Source organism: Oerskovia enterophila (assembly GCF_001692445.1).
In the GTDB taxonomy this organism is placed as follows: Bacteria; Actinomycetota; Actinomycetes; order Actinomycetales; family Cellulomonadaceae; genus Oerskovia; species Oerskovia enterophila.
Genome location: NZ_MAQA01000002.1, coordinates 53,935 through 71,282, shown reverse-complemented (window position 1 = coordinate 71,282; position 17,348 = coordinate 53,935). Strand labels below are relative to the sequence as shown.

At 72.8% G+C, this 17,348-nt stretch carries 17 protein-coding genes; 8 read left to right on the top strand and 9 right to left on the bottom strand.

Annotated features, from left to right (window positions below; translation table 11 throughout):
- Positions 1–63 precede the first annotated feature (63 nt).
- Positions 64–456 carry a hypothetical protein gene (locus tag OERS_RS01210; RefSeq protein ID WP_056649656.1) on the bottom strand — a complete coding sequence of 131 codons (393 nt, stop codon included), beginning with the start codon at positions 454–456 and terminating at the stop codon, positions 64–66.
- Between the two features lie 95 nt (positions 457–551).
- On the opposite strand from OERS_RS01210, the gene OERS_RS01205 reads away from it, so the two are divergent.
- Complete coding sequence (locus tag OERS_RS01205; protein ID WP_068623729.1) at positions 552–1,850, top strand: alpha/beta fold hydrolase; 1,299 nt, start codon at positions 552–554, stop codon at positions 1,848–1,850.
- An 81-nt stretch (positions 1,851–1,931) separates the two neighbouring features.
- Here OERS_RS01205 and OERS_RS01200 read toward each other — a convergent pair whose 3' ends face one another.
- A complete protein-coding gene (locus tag OERS_RS01200) occupies positions 1,932–3,431 on the bottom strand; it encodes an XRE family transcriptional regulator (protein ID WP_082608798.1) in 1,500 nt (499 codons plus the stop codon).
- Between the two features lie 137 nt (positions 3,432–3,568).
- Here OERS_RS01200 and OERS_RS01195 point away from each other — a divergent pair, with 137 nt between their 5' ends.
- Positions 3,569–5,524, top strand: a complete 1,956-nt coding sequence (locus OERS_RS01195) for a phosphoenolpyruvate carboxykinase (GTP) (protein WP_083201130.1) — start codon at positions 3,569–3,571, stop codon at positions 5,522–5,524.
- A gap of 103 nt (positions 5,525–5,627) precedes the next feature.
- Here the strand turns inward: OERS_RS01195 and trpS are convergent, their stop codons facing one another.
- Complete coding sequence (gene trpS / locus OERS_RS01190; protein ID WP_068623728.1) at positions 5,628–6,764, bottom strand: tryptophan--tRNA ligase; 1,137 nt, start codon at positions 6,762–6,764, stop codon at positions 5,628–5,630.
- Between the two features lie 321 nt (positions 6,765–7,085).
- Between trpS and OERS_RS01185 the strand changes: the two genes are divergently transcribed.
- Positions 7,086–7,955 (top strand): SMP-30/gluconolactonase/LRE family protein, encoded by an 870-nt coding sequence (locus OERS_RS01185; protein WP_068623725.1) that lies wholly within the window; start codon positions 7,086–7,088, stop codon positions 7,953–7,955.
- Positions 7,956–8,078: 123 nt separating this feature from the next.
- Here the strand turns inward: OERS_RS01185 and OERS_RS01180 are convergent, their stop codons facing one another.
- Complete coding sequence (locus OERS_RS01180) at positions 8,079–8,936, bottom strand: fumarylacetoacetate hydrolase family protein (RefSeq protein WP_068623848.1); 858 nt, start codon at positions 8,934–8,936, stop codon at positions 8,079–8,081.
- Positions 8,937–8,985: 49 nt separating this feature from the next.
- Entirely contained in the window at positions 8,986–9,990 is a 1,005-nt protein-coding gene (locus OERS_RS01175) for a C-terminal binding protein (protein ID WP_068623723.1), read from the bottom strand.
- Between the two features lie 90 nt (positions 9,991–10,080).
- On the opposite strand from OERS_RS01175, the gene OERS_RS01170 reads away from it, so the two are divergent.
- From OERS_RS01170 to OERS_RS01150, 5 genes are all read left to right on the top strand, one after another.
- Entirely contained in the window at positions 10,081–10,848 is a 768-nt protein-coding gene (locus OERS_RS01170; protein WP_068623721.1) for an SDR family NAD(P)-dependent oxidoreductase, read from the top strand.
- 154 nt (positions 10,849–11,002) lie between these two features.
- Positions 11,003–11,356 (top strand): nuclear transport factor 2 family protein, encoded by a 354-nt coding sequence (locus OERS_RS01165; RefSeq protein ID WP_068623720.1) that lies wholly within the window; start codon positions 11,003–11,005, stop codon positions 11,354–11,356.
- A gap of 203 nt (positions 11,357–11,559) precedes the next feature.
- Complete coding sequence (locus OERS_RS01160) at positions 11,560–12,147, top strand: hypothetical protein (RefSeq protein ID WP_068623718.1); 588 nt, start codon at positions 11,560–11,562, stop codon at positions 12,145–12,147.
- Positions 12,148–12,154: 7 nt separating this feature from the next.
- Positions 12,155–13,396, top strand: a complete 1,242-nt coding sequence (locus OERS_RS01155; protein WP_068623716.1) for a sensor histidine kinase — start codon at positions 12,155–12,157, stop codon at positions 13,394–13,396.
- Positions 13,393–14,061, top strand: a complete 669-nt coding sequence (locus OERS_RS01150; protein ID WP_068623714.1) for a response regulator — start codon at positions 13,393–13,395, stop codon at positions 14,059–14,061. Before OERS_RS01155 ends, OERS_RS01150 begins: the two co-directional genes overlap by 4 nt.
- A 63-nt stretch (positions 14,062–14,124) precedes the next feature.
- On the opposite strand, the gene OERS_RS01145 is transcribed toward OERS_RS01150, so the two are convergent.
- From OERS_RS01145 to OERS_RS01130, 4 genes are all read right to left on the bottom strand, one after another.
- On the bottom strand, positions 14,125–15,153 hold the full coding sequence (locus tag OERS_RS01145) for a fatty acid desaturase family protein (RefSeq protein ID WP_231907797.1): 1,029 nt from the start codon (positions 15,151–15,153) through the stop codon (positions 14,125–14,127).
- Positions 15,154–15,225: 72 nt separating this feature from the next.
- Positions 15,226–15,846, bottom strand: a complete 621-nt coding sequence (locus OERS_RS01140; RefSeq protein WP_068623711.1) for a hypothetical protein — start codon at positions 15,844–15,846, stop codon at positions 15,226–15,228.
- Between the two features lie 142 nt (positions 15,847–15,988).
- On the bottom strand, positions 15,989–16,486 hold the full coding sequence (locus tag OERS_RS01135; RefSeq protein WP_068623844.1) for a DUF1269 domain-containing protein: 498 nt from the start codon (positions 16,484–16,486) through the stop codon (positions 15,989–15,991).
- Positions 16,487–16,597: 111 nt separating this feature from the next.
- Positions 16,598–17,347, bottom strand: a complete 750-nt coding sequence (locus OERS_RS01130) for a cation transporter (RefSeq protein WP_056649997.1) — start codon at positions 17,345–17,347, stop codon at positions 16,598–16,600.
- Position 17,348 lies beyond the last annotated feature (1 nt).

Here is a 17,348-nt window from a genome sequence, read left to right as displayed (position 1 = left end):
AGCCGGCGTGACCAGGAGGTCACGCCGGCTCCGGCGTGTCAGGAACCGACCGGCTCCGGCGTGTCAGGAACCGACCGGCTCCGGCGTGTCGCCCGGTCGGACGATGCGCCCGTCGTCGCTCACGAGGCCGACCGCGACCCCGGTCGCCGCAGCGATGCGCAGGCACGCCGCCTGCGCCGCGCGTGCCTGGGACCAGCCGAACGCGACGTAGAGCAGCTCGCGCCCGATCGAGTAGTCGGCCAGGCGGGGATCGTCGACGTCCTCGTCGGCGTCCGGCCCGTTCATCGGCGGGAACTCCTGGGCCAGCGCGTCGTAGAACGTCCGGAGGGCGACGGACGTGACCGCGGGGTCCGTGTAGTCGTGGTCCTCACCCCACTCGGCCTGCTCCTCGAACCATGCCTCGAACCCGTCGTCGTCCACGGTCTCCGTGGCGAACACGGCGATGTCGTAGCTCATGCCTGCCTCCTTCTCGATCCTGAGGTCGCACGCTACGGATCGCCTCCGACACACCCAGCCTCCAGGACCGGCTCGCGCTCGATAGGCTCGTCGCCATGACCTCCGTGAGCTGCACGATCCCCGGGATGCACGTCACCGACCACGTGGTCGAGGTCCCCCTCGACTGGTTCGACGAGACCGACTCGCGCCGGATCACGGTCTTCGTGCGCGAGCTGGTCGACCCGGTCCGGCGGCGCGAGGACCTGCCCCTGCTCGTGTTCCTCCAGGGCGGCCCGGGCGGCAAGGGGCCACGGCCCACCGGGCCCGAGGGGTGGGTCGGGACCATGCTCGCGACGCACCGCGTGATCCTGCTCGACCAGCGCGGCACGGGCCGCAGCTCGGCCGTGCGCGGGCGCCACCTGACAGCGCTCGGCGACGCGGCCGCGCAGGCCGAGTACCTCTCGCACTTCCGCGCGGACTCGATCGTGGCCGACGCCGAGCACGTGCGCCGCACGCTGTTCGGCGGTCGCCGCTGGGAGTCGCTCGGGCAGAGCTACGGCGGCTTCCTCACGCTCACGTACCTGTCACGCGCCGCCGAGGGCCTCACGGCCTGCTACGTCACGGGCGGGCTCGCGGGCCTCGAGGCCGACGCGACCGAGGTCTACCGCCGCACCTACCCGCGCACCGCGGCCAAGAACGCTCGCTTCGCGTCGCGCTTCCCCGACGACGTCGCACGCCTTGCGCGCATCGCGGACAGGATCGCGGTGGGGGACGTCACGCTGCCCGACGGCGACACGCTCTCGGTGCGACGCCTCCAGACGCTCGGTATGGACTTCGGCATGAAGCCGGGCTTCGAGCGTGTCCACTGGCTGCTCGACGAGGCGTTCGACCACGACGACGAGGACCTGAGCGACACGTTCCTCAGCGAGGTCCGGGACCTGACCTCGTACTGGACGAACCCGCTGTACGCGGTGCTGCACGAGTCGATCTACGCCTCGGGGCACGGGGCCACGGGCTGGGCCGCCGAGCAGGTCCGCGCCGAGCACCCGGAGTTCTCCCCCGAGGCCCGGCCGCTGCTCTTCACCGGCGAGATGATCTACCCCTGGATGTTCGAGGAGATCGCGGGGCTCCGCGCGTTCCGCGGGGCGGCCGAGGAGCTGGCCCGCCGCGAGGAGTGGACCGTGCTGTACGACCAGGACGTGCTCGCGGCCAACGAGGTCCCGGTCGCCGCGGCCGTCTACTACGACGACATGTTCGTCGACGCCCACCTGTCGCTCGACACGGCCTCGCGCGTCGGGAACGTGCAGGCGCTCGTCACGAACGAGTTCGAGCACGACGGGCTGCGCACGGGCGACGTCCTGGAGCGGCTGCTGCCGCTCGTCGACCAGCAGGGCGGCCCGCTGCGCGACGTGTGACGACGTGCGACGCCGTCAGCGAGGCGGGCGTGACGGGGGCGGGCCAGGGCAGGCAGGGCGAGCGCCCCGGTCCGGCCCACCTCACTCCGCGCCGGGCGTCGGCGCGTGCTTCTCGAGGAACGCGTAGACCTCCGAGGCGTCGACCCCGGGGAACGACCCCGAGGGCAGGGCAGACAGCACGTGCTGGTGCATGCGCGCGCTGGGCCACGCGACCTCCTCCCAGCGGCGCGCGAGCTGTGCCTGCGGCCGGCGGCAGCAGGCCTCGTCGGGGCAGGTCGAGGCGCGCCGCGCGGTCGTCTCGCGTCCCCGGAACCACTTGGCCGAGGCGAACGGGACCCCGACCGTGATCGAGAACTCGCCCGTCGTCGTCGTGCCCGTCTGCGTGCTGCACCAGAACGTGCCCGCCGGGGTGTCCGTGTACTGGTAGGACTCGGTCGCCCGGTCGCGGCGCGCGAAGGCCTCGCGTGCCGCCCACCGGCGGCAGACCAGCTGCCCCTCGATGGCCCCCGTGACGTCGGCCGGGAACGGCAGACCGTCGTTCGCGTAGCCGCGGTAGAGCGCGCCGTCGTCGCCCACGCGCATGAAGTGCACGGGGATGCCCAGGCGCGACGTCGCGAGGTTCGTGAAGCGCTGCGACGCGGCCTCGTGCGAGACGCCGAACGCGTCGCGGAAGTCCTCGACCGCGAGGTCCTTCTCCTTCTTGCGCTGCTCGAGGAACTCGACCGCTGCGGACTGGGGCATGAGGCAGCACGCCGCGAAGTAGGTGATCTCGACGCGCTGGCGCAGGAAGTGCGCGTACGACGTGGGCCGCTGGTGCCCGAGCACGCGGTGCGCGATGGCCTGCAGACCGAGCGAGCGCAGGCCGTGGCTCCCGGGGATCGAGGCCGGCGGCAGGTAGATGCGGCCGTTGCGCAGGTCCGTGACGGTGCGGGTCGAGTGCGGCAGGTCGTCGACGTGGAGCAGCGTGAAGCCGAGCTGCTCGGCCATGCGAGCAACGGTGCGGTGCGTGAGCGCGCCCACGCGGTAGCCGGCCCGGCGCGTCATCTCCTCGGCGAGGTCCTCGAGCTCGGGGATGTAGTTGTTGCGCGACTGGCGCTCGAGGCGCAGCTCGGTGTTGGCGCGGCGCGCCTCCTCGGGCGTCGCGATGGCCTCCGACGCGCGCCGGGCGAGCTCGCCGTGCAGCCCCACGAGGTTCTCCAGGACCGGCATGGGCAGCTTCTGGGAGGCCTTGACCGACGGCAGCCCCAGGGTCGCGAAGAGGGGGCCGCGCTGGGCGCGGTCCAGCTCGATCTCGAGCGCGGCCCGGCGCGACGGCGGCTCGTCCGCGAGCAGGTCCGTCACCGTGACGTCGAGCGCGCCCGCGAGCGCCTGGAGCAGCGAGAGCCGGGGTTCGCGCTTGCCGTTCTCGATGAGCGACAGGAGGCTCGCGGTGGTCCCCACCTGCGCACCGAGGGCGTCGAGGGTGAGCTCCCGACCGGTCCGGAACCAGCGGATCCGGCGGCCCAGCGTGATGAGGTCGGTGGTCGCGGGAGCAAGGACCTCGGGGGTCGTGGGGATCTTGCGGTCTTCGTCGACGGCCATTCCTTGACTCTATGTCAAGAACCGCAATTCTTGACAGCGTTCTGGGTGGAAAACTGCGCCGTTCCGGGTCGAAGGTGGAAACAGCAGGACACACGCCCACCGGGCGGACGCCCCCGCCCAGGACCGGAGACCCGATCATGACCGTGACCGCCAACCCTCGCCGCACCCACCTCGCCGCCCTCGCCGAGGAGCTGCCCGACGTGCTCGCCACGCCCCTGGCCGGTGCGGCGTTCGGCCCCGGTGCCCGATCCGCCGTCGGTGCGGACCGCGACCCGCGCGCCTGGGTCCGCGAGATCGCCGACCTGACCGAGCCCGACTCGGTCGTGTGGTGCGACGGGTCCGCGGCCGAGAAGCAGCGGCTGATCGACCTCATGGTCGACGCGGGCACGCTCCTGCCGCTCGACCCCGAGCTGCGACCGGGCAGCTACCTCGCCCGGTCGAACCCGAGCGACGTGGCCCGCGTCGAGTCCCGCACGTTCATCTGCTCGCAGGACGAGGCCGACGCGGGGCCCACCAACAACTGGCGCGAGCCCGACGTCATGCGCGCCGAGCTGCGCGGGGTGTTCGACGGCTCGATGCGGGGTCGGACCATGTACGTCGTGCCGTTCTCGATGGGACCGGTCGGCGGCCCCATCTCGCAGGTCGGCATCCAGGTCACCGACTCCCCGTACGTCGTGGTGAGCATGGGCGTCATGACGCGGGTCGGCAGCGACGTCCTGGCCCTGATCGACGCGGGCGCGCCCTTCGTGCCGGCCGTCCACTCGGTGGGCGCGCCGCTCGTGGTCGACCGCCCCGACGGTTCGGTCGACCTCCACGAGGACGTCGCGTGGCCCTGCAACGACACCAAGTACATCGCGCACTTCCCCGAGACCCGGGAGATCTGGTCGTACGGCTCCGGGTACGGCGGCAACGCCCTGCTCGGCAAGAAGTGCTTCGCGCTGCGCATCGCCTCGGCCATGGCACGCGACGAGGGCTGGCTCGCCGAGCACATGCTGCTCATCCGGGCCACGTCGCCCGAGGGGCGCGCCTACCACCTCGCCGCGGCGTTCCCCTCGGCGTGCGGCAAGACGAACCTCGCGATGCTCCAGCCGACCGTCCCGGGGTGGAAGGTCGAGACCATCGGCGACGACATCGCGTGGCTCCGCCCCGGTCCGGACGGGACGCTGCGCGCGATCAACCCCGAGGCAGGGTTCTTCGGCGTCGCGCCCGGCACGGGCATCGACACCAACCCGGTCGCGGTCGCGACGTTCGCCCGCGACACGATCTTCACCAACGTCGCCCTGACCGACGACGGCGACGTCTGGTGGGAGGGACTCACCCCCGAGGCCCCCGAGCACCTGATCGACTGGCGCGGTGACGACTGGACGCCCGCCGACGGGGCCGCAGGCACGCCCGCCGCGCACCCCAACTCCCGGTTCACGGTCGCAGCCGCCCAGTGCCCCACGATCGCCGACACCTGGGAGGACCCCGCGGGCGTCCCGATCGACGCGATCGTCTTCGGCGGGCGCCGCGCGACCAACGTGCCGCTCGTCGCCCAGGCCTACAGCTGGGAGCACGGCGTGTTCATGGGGGCCACCATCTCGTCCGAGCGCACCGCCGCGGCGGAGGGCGCGCTGGGCGAGCTGCGCCGCGACCCCTTCGCGATGCTGCCGTTCTGCGGGTACAACATGGCGGACCACTGGGCGCACTGGCTGAGCGTCGGGGCAGGGCTCGACCCTGCCAAGCGACCCAAGATCTTCCAGGTCAACTGGTTCCGCAAGGGGGCCGACGGCTCGTTCCTGTGGCCCGGGTTCGGGGAGAACTCGCGCGTCGTCGAGTGGATCGCCCAGCAGGTCGACCGGTCCCGCGGCCTGCGGACGGACGCAGGCGCGGTGACGAGCGCCGTCGGGCTGCTGCCTGCCGAGGGTGCGCTGGACGTCGACGGGCTCGACCTCCCGCAGGGCACCCTCGAGGCGCTGTTCGAGGTCGACGCCGCGTCGTGGCTCGCGGAGACCGAGCTCACGAGCGAGTTCTTCGACACGTTCGGCGACCGGGTCCCGGACCAGCTGTGGGCACAGCTGGCGCGGCTGCGGTCGCGGCTCGGGGCCGAGTGAGGCGGCGCCCTCCTCGCCGAGGGTGACGCATGCGCCCGCCGCGGGAGACCAGTGGTCTCCCGCGGCGGGCGCTCCCGTGCGCACCGGGGCCGGTGGGGACCCGTCAGCGGTAGACCATGCCCATGAGCCCGCGCACGTCCTCGAGCGTGCGGTCGGCGATCTCGTTGGCCCGCGCGTTGCCGCGCGCGAGGATGTCGAGCACGTCGGGTCCGTCGCCCGCCGCGAGCGCCGCACGCCGCGCGCGGATCGGGCGCAGGTGCTCGACGAGCGCCTCGGTCACGAGCGCCTTGAGCCTCCCGGCACCCGCGGACCCGATCTCGTCGGCGATCTGCTCGGGGGTGCGCCCCGTGCACAGCGACGCGATCGTCAGGAGGTTGGCGACCTCGGGCCGGGCGTCGGGCTCGTAGGTGATGACCCGCTCCGCGTCGGTCTTGGCCCGCTTGACCCACCGGGCCGTCTCGTCCTCGCTCGCCCCGAGAGGCAGCGTGTTCCCGCGGCTCTTGCTCATCTTGGTCCCGTCGGTCCCGAGGATCGTGGGCGAGGGCGCGAGCAGCGCGTCGGGCTCGGGGAAGTACGGGTTCGCGGCGGCGTACCGCTGGTTGAAGCGGCGCGCGACGGTACGCGTCATCTCGAGGTGCGGCAGCTGGTCCTGCCCCACGGGCACGAGGTTGCCGTGGCAGAACAGGATGTCGGCGGCCTGGTGCACGGGGTAGGTCAGCATGAGCCCGCTCATGGCCCGACCGCCCGTGGCCGCGGTCTCGGCCTTGACGGTCGGGTTGCGGTCGAGCTCGGCGACGCTCACGAGGCTCAGGAACGGCAGCAGGAGCTGGTTGAGCGCGGGGACGGCGCTGTGCGCGAAGACCGTGGTCCGGTCCGGGTCGATCCCGGCCGCCAGGTAGTCGAGCAGGATCTCGCGCACCGTCCCGCGCAGGTCTCCGGCCTCGTCGCGGTCGGTGATGACCTGGTAGTCGGCGAGGATCAGGAAGACCTCGACGCCTGCCTGCTGGAGCCGCACGCGGTTCGCGATGGTCCCGAAGTAGTGCCCGATGTGCAGCGCGCCCGTCGGTCGCTCGCCCGTCAGGACGCGGAAGTCCGCGGGGTTCGCGGCGATCCGCGCCTCGACCTCGAGGCTGCGGGCACGGGCCGCGTCGAGGGTCCCGACGGCGGAGCCCGCCTCGGGCGGACGGGTCCCCTGGGCAGGGGGCGTGGCTGCGACGTGGGCCGCGGTGGTGAGGGTCATGGTGCTCCTTGGTTCAGGAGCCGCCCTCGCTCGCCGGAGGCGACGGAGGGCCGACCCGGGCTGCACGCAGGGCAGCTCGGGGACACGACTGGTCACGGCTGCGAGGGCAGCCACCACCAGTTGCGCGTTGTCATGGGCTCAAGGCTACTCCCGACGCCCCTGGGCAGAGCACCGGTGCGCTGCCGAGCGGACCGCCCGGGTCGATCACACCCGTCCCCGGGTACGTCGCCGCGCTCGGTTCACGGCATCGTCCGACGGCTCTGGCGCAGGAGCCGACGCAGCCCGTCCTGCACCGGTTCCCGGGTCCGGGACAATAGCCCCATGCGTGCCGAGAACATCACCGGTCCCGTCGCCCACCACGGCGAGGGGCCTGTGTGGTCCCCGACCTGGGGCGGGCTGCGGTTCGTCGACATGATGGCCGGCGACCTCCTGACCCTCCAGCCCGACGCCACCGTGGCCCGACGCCACGTGGGCGACTACGCGACCATGGTGCGCCCTCGCTCCCGGGGAGGCTACGTCGTCGGGCTGGAGCGTGGGCTCGCGCTCGTGGACGACGAGTCCCCCGACTCCCCCGTGCGCCCCTTCCCCGAGCTGTGGAGCGACCCGACGGTCCGCCTCAACGACGGCTCGGCGACCCCGGACGGCGCGTTCTACGCGGGGTCCATGCCGTTCGACGACCGCGCGGGCGCAGGCGCCCTGTACCGCGTCGAGCCCGACGGCGCCGCTCGCCTCGTGCTGTCGGGCGTCACGTGCTCGAACGGGCTGGGCTTCTCCCCCGACGGGACGCTCGCGTACTACGTGGACACGCTCACGTGCCGCGTCGACGTGTTCGACTACGACCCGGGCGCGGACGAGCCGCTCGCGAACCGTCGGGCCCTGGTCGAGATCCCGCGCGAGGACGGGCTGCCCGACGGGCTCACGGTCGACGCCGAGGGCGGCGTGTGGGTCGCGCTGTGGGGCGGCAGCGCGGTGCGCCGCTACGCCCCGGACGGCTCGTTGACCGAGGTCGTCGAGCTGCCCGCCTCGCACGTCACGGCGTGCACGTTCGGCGGCGTGGACCTCGACGAGCTGTACATCACCACCTCGCGGCTCATGATCGGCGAGCCGTTCGAGCCCGAGCTCGACGCGGGGTCGGTGTTCCGCGTGGTGCCCGGGGTCGAGGGGCTGCCGGTCCTGCCCTTCGCGGGGTAGGCACGCGGCGCCCTGCGCAGCGAGGCGGGAGAGGCGCCGGAGTTCATCGGCACCTCTCCCGCCTCACGCGCGCAGAGCACGCCCGGGCGACCGGTGACGGACGCCCGGCCGACCCTCAGGTCGTCACACGACCGCGTCGCGGACCTTCTGCTCGCAGCGGCCCAGGCCCTCGATCTCGACGGCCATGACGTCGCCGTCGACCAGGTAGGGGAAGCGGCCCGAGAGCGCGACCCCCTGCGGCGTCCCGGTGTTGATGACGTCCCCCGGCTCGAGCACCATGTACTGCGACAGGTGCCACACGAGGAAGTCGACGTCGAAGATCATGTCGGCCGTCGACGAGTCCTGGCGGACCTCGCCGTTGACCCACGAGCGCAGGCGCAGGTTCGTGGCGTCGACCTGGTCGGCTGGGACGAGCGCGGGACCCATCGGGTTGAAGGTCTCGCAGCTCTTGCCCTTGGACCACTGACCGCCCGAGACGGCCATCTGGTAGTCGCGCTCGGACACGTCGTTGGACACGGTGTACCCGGCGACGTGCGCCGCGGACTCCGCGGGCGAGGCGAGGTATCGGGCCTTCTTCCCGATGACGATCGCGAGCTCGACCTCCCAGTCGACCTTCTGGGCCCCTGGGGGCAGCAGCACGTCGTCGTCGGGGCCGACCACGGTGTTGGAGTGCTTCCAGAAGATGATCGGGACGGTCGGCGGCTCGGAGCCGGACTCCGCCGCGTGCGCGGCGTAGTTCATGCCGATGCACACCACGGCCGTGGGCCGGGCGACCGGGGCCCCGACCCGCAGCGCGTCGGCGTCGACGACCACGGGCAGCTCGCCCGCCTCGAGGGCGGCCCGGGTGCGCGCGATCCCGTCGGCCGCGAGGAACTCGCCGTCGACGTCGCGGGTCAAGGAGTCGAGCGAGTAGGTGGTGCCGTCCGCGGTGCGGACGACGGGACGTTCGTGGCCGGGGAGGCCGAGGCGCATGAGCTGCACGTGCTGCACGGGGTGCTCCAGGAGGTCGTCTTCAGGGATGAACAGGACGTCAGCGTGCCAGGGCGCGCGCGTAGTCCGGGTTGACGATCGAGCCGACGGGACGGCCCGCGAGGAACTCGATCGCGTTCTGCGCGGTGTGCACGGGCAGGTCGGCCATGGCCTCGGGCGAGAACCAGGCGGCGTGCGGGCTCAGCAGCACCTGGTCGAGCGTGCGCAGGCGTGAGTCCGCGGGCAGCGGCTCGTGCGAGAACACGTCGAGCGCCGCAGCCCCCAGGTGGCCCCCCTCGAGCGCGTCGGCCAGCGCCTCCTCGTCGATCAGGGGGCCACGGCACGTGTTGACCACGACGGCGCCCGGCTTCATGGTCGCGATCGACGACGCGTCGAGCAGGTGCCGCGTGGCCTCGCTGAGCGGGGCGTGCAGGCTCAGCACGTCGGCCTCGGCGATGGCCTGCTCGCGCGAGACCGGCAGGTAGCCGGCCGCGGCGACGTCGACGTCGGGCACGAACGGGTCGTGGACCAGGACGCGATAGCCGAGCGCCGCGCAGCTGCGCGCCACGAGCGAGCCGATCCGGCCGTAGCCGATGACCGAGACCGTGGTCGCGGACAGGCGCGCGGCCATGGGGCGCGGGGCGGTCGCGGCCCAGACCCCGCTGCGCACGGCACGGTCGTAGCCGACCAGCCCTCGGCTCAGCCCGAGGACCATCGCGACCGTGTGGGACGCGACCTCCTCGATGCAGTAGGTCGGGGTGTTCGCGACGGCGATCCCGCGCTCGGTCGCGGCGGCGACGTCGACCATGTCGTAGCCGATGCCCATGCGGCTGATGAAGCGGACGCCCTCGATCTCGTCGAGGACTCGGGCGGTCAGGGGCGCCCACTGGACGACCAGGGCGGACGGGGTCGCGCCTGCGGCCGCGGCGTCGCGGACGAGGTCGATGACGGCGTCCTCGCTACGGGCCGCCCCGCGCACGACACTGAGGCCGGCGGCCGTGACGGTGTCTTCGCAGGCGGTGCCCGGGAGGTCGCAGTCGGTGATGACGACGGTGTCGGGGTTCATGAGCAGAAATGCTATAGCATCTAGCAACCCGGAGCCAGCGTGCATGGACAGGTGCTTGCGCTCCCCACAATTTGCTATAGCGTTTGGCCCATGGCTCGACGACTTGCGCTGATCACGGGCGCCAGCTCCGGGATCGGTTCCGCGACCGCCCTCCAGCTCGCCCGTGACGGATACGACCTCTGGCTCACCTACGCCCACGACGAGCTCGGGGCGCGCACGACCGCGGACCTCGCGACCGAGCTCGGCGCGACGTGCCACGTCTCGCGCCTCGACCTGCGCGACGTCGCGTCGGTCGAGAAGCTCGTCACGCGGGTCGACCGGCAGTGGGGCATGCTCCACGTCCTGGTCAACAACGGCGGCATGTGCCCGTACCGCGCGCTCGACGACATCGAGCTCGACGAGTGGGACGCCGTCATGGAGACCAACGCGCGCGGCACGTTCGTCCTCTCCCGCGCGGCGCTCCCTCTCCTGCGGGCCGCCGCAGCCCCCGAGGGCGAGCCTCCCGTCGACCGCAGCATCGTCAACGTGGCCTCGATCGCGGGCCAGCAGGGCGCGCTCAAGACCGGGGTGCACTACGCCGCGAGCAAGGGTGCGCTCCTCGCGATCACGCGCAGCTTCGCGCGCCTCCTGGCCGCCGAGGGGATCCGCGCCAACGCGGTCACGCCAGGCCCCGTCACGAGCAACATCACGAACCAGCTCGACGACGTGGGTCGCGCGGCCCTGACGTCCTCGATCCCGCTGGGCCGGTTCGGCACGCCCGATGACGTCGCGTGGGTCATCGCGTCGCTCGCCTCCCCACGGGCCGGGTTCGTCACGGGAGCCACGTACGACATCAACGGCGGCGTCCGGATCGACTGACCCGGCACGACAGGGCCGGACCCGCGCCGGACCCGACAGCGCGGGGCGCGCTCCGCCGTCGGGCTGCTCCTCCCCCAGGGCCCCCGCCGCGGCGACGAGCACCTACGACAGCCTCGCACCACCCACCCGACGACCACGACGAGACGAGCACCGCATGACCGAGCGCACCGCACCCCCGAGCGAGACGGCCCACGCCGTGGTCACCGAGCAGGTCGCCGCGTTCAACGCGCACGACCTCGAACGGTTCCTCGCGACCTACGCGCAGGACACCGTGGTCGTGGGCGTCACGCCCGAGCCGATCGTCGGCAAGGACGCGCTGCGCGCCTTCTACGGTCCCCGCCTTGCAACCGGAGATGTGCACTGCACAATCGATGCCTCGGTGACGTACGGTGAACGATGGGTGGTCGCACGCGAGATCGTGACGACCTCGAACGGGTCGGGCGAGACCATCGCCACCTTCGAGGTCCTCGGCGGTGTCATCACCCGGGCGAGCATGCTCAAGGCCTGACGCCCCCCACGAACGCGGAGCCCGGTCGGTCACCCCCCTTGATCGACCGGGCTTCGCTCTGCCCGGACGCCGCCGTCACCGGCAGCCTCTCCACCCGGCCACGGCCGGGATCTCCACCCGGATCTCCACCCACGGGCCGTGGGCACGGGCGCTCGGCCCGAGCAGGCTGAGGGCGTCGTCCCACCTCAGCCCAGGAGCCCTCCGTGAACCCCGAGAACCTCGAGCCCGCACTGATCGCCGTCGCCGTCCTCTGCTGGCTCGGCTACCGACAGACGACCTGGCGCGCGGTCTCGGCGCGCATGTGGACGCTCCCTGCGATCCTGGGCGCGGTCGGTCTGCTGTCCCTCTCGTCCGCGATCACCGTCCGACCGACAGGACTCGACCTGCTGGTCGTCGCGAGCGAGCTCGTGGTCTCGGTCGGCGTCGGCGCCCTGATCGGGGTGATGACCTCGTTCCGGGCGATCGACCTCGCCCGCGCGTCTGCCCCGGGGGCGGCGGCCCGCCGTCGGGCCCGAGCGGTCGCCGCGGGGGCGACGCTCGAGGCCCGCGCCGGCTGGGCAGCACTGGCACTGTGGATCGCGCTCGTCGTCGCACGCCTCGTGACCGGCATGCTCGCGGGCGCCGCCGGCGCGCACCTCGCGGCCTCGGTCGGCGTGATCCTGCTGCTCCTCGCGGCCAACCGGGCGGCCCGTGTCCTGGTCGTGAGCGCACGGGCAGGGCGCGTCGAGCGCGAGCACGCTGCGTCCGCCGATCGGGGTGCGGGACTCCGCGCTCCCGCACAGGTCGCATGATGGTCGGATGACCACGCCCGCTCTCGCCGGGGACTCTCCCGCGACTCTCACCGAGGCCTCTTCCGTGACGCCCCGTGGCGACACCACCGACGCCCTGCGGCAGCAGGTCCTCGCGGCCGACACCGGGCACAGCCGGACCGGGCAGATCCTCAACCTTGCCGGGGCCGCGGTGGTCGCCTACGTGCTCGTGACCCAGCTCGTGCGGCCGCCCGCTCAGGTTCCCCTGTCCCTGGTCCTGTGGCTGGGACTGGTCGCGGTCACCGCCTGGGTCGTCCGCGTGCTCGTCCCGCTGCGACGCGTCGGCGTCGTCACGGCGGCCGAGCTCGTGATGACGGTCTGCGGCGCGCTCGTCGTGGTGCCCACGGGCGGCCTGACGATCGCCCCTGCCTTCGCGGCCGTCGTCATGGCGATCGGTCGACCCGCACGCCCTCTGGGCTACGGGATCGGTCTCGCCGCGACGGCCGTCGCACTCCAGGGAGTGTTCCTGGTCGTCCGCGGCGACTTCCCCGCGGTGCTCGTCCTGGGGATGGTCGCGGTGTTCGTGCTCGCAGCGACGCTGGGGTTCAGCCGTCGGCAGTCGCGCATCGCGACCGCCGGCTCCCAGCTTCTCGCGGCCGAGCGGCTCGTCGCCGCGCACGACCGCGTCCGCTCCGCGGCTCTCGAGGAGCGCGCCCGGATCGCCCGGGACATCCACGACGTCCTGGCGCACAGCCTAGGAGGTCTCGTCGTCCAGCTCGACGCGATCGAGGCGCTGCTCGAGGTGGGGGACGTGGCCGGGGCGGCGTCCCGCGTCTCGGCCGGACGCCGGCTGGCCGCGTCGGGCCTGCGCGAGGCGCGTTCCGTGGTCAGCACCCTCGCGACTCCCGAGGACGACCTCGCCGCGCTCCTCGCCGACCACCGAGAGCTCGGCGGCACCGTGAGCCTGGTCGAGTCGGGCGATCCTCGCCCCCTCGACGACCAGCAGTCGGCCGCGATCCACCGGGCGCTGCAGGAGGGGCTCAGCAACGCGCGCAAGCATGCTCCCGGGATGCCCGTCGGTGCGGCGATCGTCTGGGACGATGCTCGCGTGCTCCTCACGCTCACCACTCCCCGCGCGCCCGGCCCGCATCCGTCCCTCGCCGCGTCAGGGGCCGGTCACGGACTGGCAGGGATGCGCGCCCGGGTCGCCGCCCTCCCGCTCGGCGGCGAGGTCCACGTCGACGACGGCGCCGAGACGTTCACCGTCACGGTCGCCGTGACCCTGCGATGAACGGCGAACGTATCCGGCTCCTGGTCGTCGACGACCAGGCGATCGTCCGGGACGGCCTGGTCACGGTCCTGTCGCTCGTCCCCGACTTCGAGGTGGTGGGCGAGGCCTCCGACGGCGGGCAGGCCGTGCGGCTCGCCGCGGCCCTGCACGCCGACGTGATCCTCATGGACCTGCGCATGCCGGGAGTCGACGGGGTCGAGGCCACGACCCAGATCCTCGCCGAGCACCCGGCCACGGCCGTGCTCGTCCTGACGACCCACGCCGACGACGCGTCGATCCTCGGCGCCCTGCGTGCCGGGGCCCGTGGCTACCTCACCAAGGACGCCGGACGCGCCGAGGTCGCGAACGCGATCCGCACGGTCGCGCTCGGTCAGACGCTCCTGGCCCCAGCCGTCAGCGAGGTGCTCGTCGGGTCGTTGACCGGAGGACGCCCCGTGGGGACCGTCTCGGCCCCGGCAGCCTCGCTGCCGCTGTCCCGCCGGTTCCCCGCGTTGACCGCCCGGGAGCGCGAGGTCCTGGAGCTCGTGGGGCAGGGGCTCAGCAACTCGGAGATCTCCGAGCGGCTCTTCGTCGGCATGACGACCGTCAAGACCCACATCAACGCGATCTTCACCAAGCTCGAGGTCCGCGACCGCGCGCAGGCGATCACGCTCGTGCGCTCGTAGGCAGAGGCGCTCCGGCGTCCCTCCGTCCGGTCTCGGCGCGGGCGCGCGGGACCGGGGTGCGCACTACCTCCCGAGCGACGCCGCCAGCGGGCACGTGAACGGCTCCTGAGCGCGCAGGCCCACGTGGTTGAGGTAGCTCACCACGATCCCGTAGGACCGGAACAGACCCACCTCGGTGTAGGGCACGCCCGCGAACTCGCAGTAGGTGTGCACGATGGGCTGGACCTTCTTGAGGTTGGGCCGGGGCATGCTCGGGAACAGGTGGTGCTCGATCTGGTAGTTCAGCCCACCCATCACGGCGTCGACCGCGTACCCGCCGCGCACGTTGCGCGACATGAGCACCTGGCGCCGCAGGAAGTCGAGCGTCATGTCGCGCGGCACGATCGGCATGCCCTTGTGGTTCGGGGCGAACGACCCGCCGAGCAGCACGCCGAACAGCGCGAGCTGCACCCCCAGGAAGGCGGCGGCCTTGCCCGGTGGCAGCAGCACGAACAGCACACCCACGTAGACCGCCAGCCTCCCCAGGACGAGCGGCGCCTCGACCCCTCGATGCGGTACGGCGTCCTTGCGCAGCACGGTCCGCACGCTCGCGACGTGCAGGTTCAGACCCTCGAGCGTCAGCAGCGGGAAGAAGAACCACCCCTGGTGGTGGGCGAGCCACGCGCGCCACCCCGTCCTCGCCGCCAGGGCAGCGGGGGTGAACGAGATGACTCCGGGCGAGATGTCGGGGTCCTCGCCCTCCTGGTTGGGGGCCGAGTGGTGGCGCTCGTGCTTGGTGCGCCACCAGCCGTAGCTCAGGCCGACGAACCCGCCCGCGAGGACCCGGGCCGTCCAGTCGTTCCACCCGCGCGAACGGAAGATCTGCCGGTGCGCGCTGTCGTGGCCCAGGAAGGCGATCTGCGTGACGACCACGGCCATGGCCGCGGCGACGACGAGCTGCCACCACGAGTTCCCGACGAGGGCGACCGCGACCCAGATCCCGGCGAAGGCGAGCAGCGCCAGGACGAGCCGCGTCCAGTAGTAGCCGTACCGCCGTCGGAGCAGCCCGGTCTCACGGACGAGCCGGGCCAGGGTGGAGTACTCGTTCGTCACCCGACGCGCGACGGGCCGCGCCCTCGGGAGGTCTGTCGGCGCCACGTCCATGGGGTCCTCATCGCTCCGGGGTCACTCGAAGCGGATCTCGTCCGCCTCCACGAGGACGGCACCGGCGCGTCGGTCCTCTTCTCGCTGCAGGTCCGCGACCTCCGCGGCCAGGCGGTCGTGCTCGGCGACGAGGTCCCGGCTGACATCACGCAGGACGCCGGCGATCTCGCGGGCGAGGCCACTCCGGAGCGCGGCGAGGCTCGTGTGGCCGATCAGCAGGCGACGGTCCGAGACGGTCAGCTCGACGCCCTCGTATCCCGCGCCGGCGAGGCGTCGTCGGACGTCGTCGCTCTCGATCGCGTCCTGCTCCTCGCGCGTGACGCGGCGCGAGAACACCGCAGGGACGGTGTAGGCGACCGGCTCACGCGCCGTCCCCAGCTCCGGGGGCAGAGCGGTCGCCAGGACACCGGTCAGCCGGAGGGCGTCGGGGTCGGGTGGCTGCTCCGGGTCGTGGCCGGGCGCGTGCGCGTTCTCGCCGACGTGCCCTCGCTCGTGCCCGCCCTCGTTGTCCCAGTCGCGTGCCGCCGCGTCGTCCTCACGCTCGGCGACCGAGCGTTCGACGTCCTCCGGCAGCGTCGTGAGCGCGCCCTGTCCCCCGCCGCGCCCTGGTGCAGCCGGTCCGTGCGTCTCGTTGCCAGGCATAGTTCGACGCTACGCCTCATCGGGTGCGCCGACGGGTCCTCGCCGGTGCAGGTTGCGTGTGGGTCGGGCCGCCTCGCCGGGCACGACGACGGCCCCGGTCCGCGAAGGACCGGGGCCGTGCGTCTCGCGCGTGCGGAGGTTCTCAGACCGCGTCGTCGAAGGCCGCGCGCAGGTTGGCCTCCTCGTCGGCCGACAGGTTCGTCTGGATGAGCTCGCCGTGGATGCCCTGCGCCTTGAGCGCCTCGTGGACCCGGTCCATGACGGCCCCCGACGTCATGACGAACAGCGCCGACGTGCCCGGCGTGACCTTGGACCGCACCGAGTCGATGAAGTCGTCGTCGATCCCCACGTCGGTCAGCGAGCCGGCCAGTGCGCCCGAGGCCGCACCGATCGCGACGCCGATGAGCGGGATGAAGAAGATGATCCCGAACAGCAGGCCCCAGAACGCGCCGCCGAGCGCGCCGATGCCCGTCGTGTTGTTGGACTGGTGCGTCTTGGGCTTCTTCTTGCCCTCTTCCCACGACACGATCGCCGCGTCCTGCACCTGGATGAGCTCCTGCTTCTGCAGCCCCAGCAGCGCGTCCTCCGCCTGCTGTGCGCCTTCAGGAGTCTCGAACTTCCACACCGTCAGTGTTGCCACCACAAGCCTCGTTCCGTCGTCGTCGGTTCTCGGAGGACGCCGTCCCGGTCCGGGCGCGGGTCCTCCTCGACCGTAGGTGCGCTTGCCCGAGGCCGCCATCGGAGACCGGCGTCAGTCAGCGCAGCACGAGCACCCGTCGCGGTCGGGCGTCGCGCCGCCCGCGGCACGCGCGTCCGTGCCCGACGACGGAGCCCCCTCTCCCTCGGCGTGCAGCGCCGCGACGGGCGAGCAGCACGCGTCGCCGCGCCAGGCCTCGACGCCCTCCTTGATCGCGACGGCCGCGATGACGAGGGCCGCGACCGGGTCGGCCCACGTCCAGCCCAGCGTGGTGTTGAGCAGCAGGCCCACGAGCAGCACGGCCGAGAGGTAGGTGCACAGGAGCGTCTGGCGCGAGTCCGCGACGGCCGAGGCCGACCCCAGCTCGCGTCCCGTGCGCCGCTCGAACCAGGAGAGGAACGGCATGATCACGAGGCTCACGGCCGCGAGCACGATCCCGACGGTCGAGTGGTCGGGGTCGGATGCCCCGAGCAGCGTGCGCACGGCGTCGACGCTGACGAACAGCGCGAGACCGAAGAACGACACCGCGATGAGGCGCATCGCGGTGCGCTCGCGACGGTGCGGGTCGGGGGCCGCGAACTGCCACGCGACGGCTGCGGCCGACAGCACCTCGACGACCGAGTCGAGGCCGAAGCCGACGAGCGCCGCCGAGGACGCGAGGCGACCGGCCGTGATCGCGACGACCGCCTCGACCACGTTGTAGGCGATGGTCGCCGTGACGATCCAGCGCACGCGACGCTCGAGGAGGGCCCTGCGGGCGGGTGCGATGCCCTGCCCGTGCACCTCGTGGGCGGAGGTCGTCATG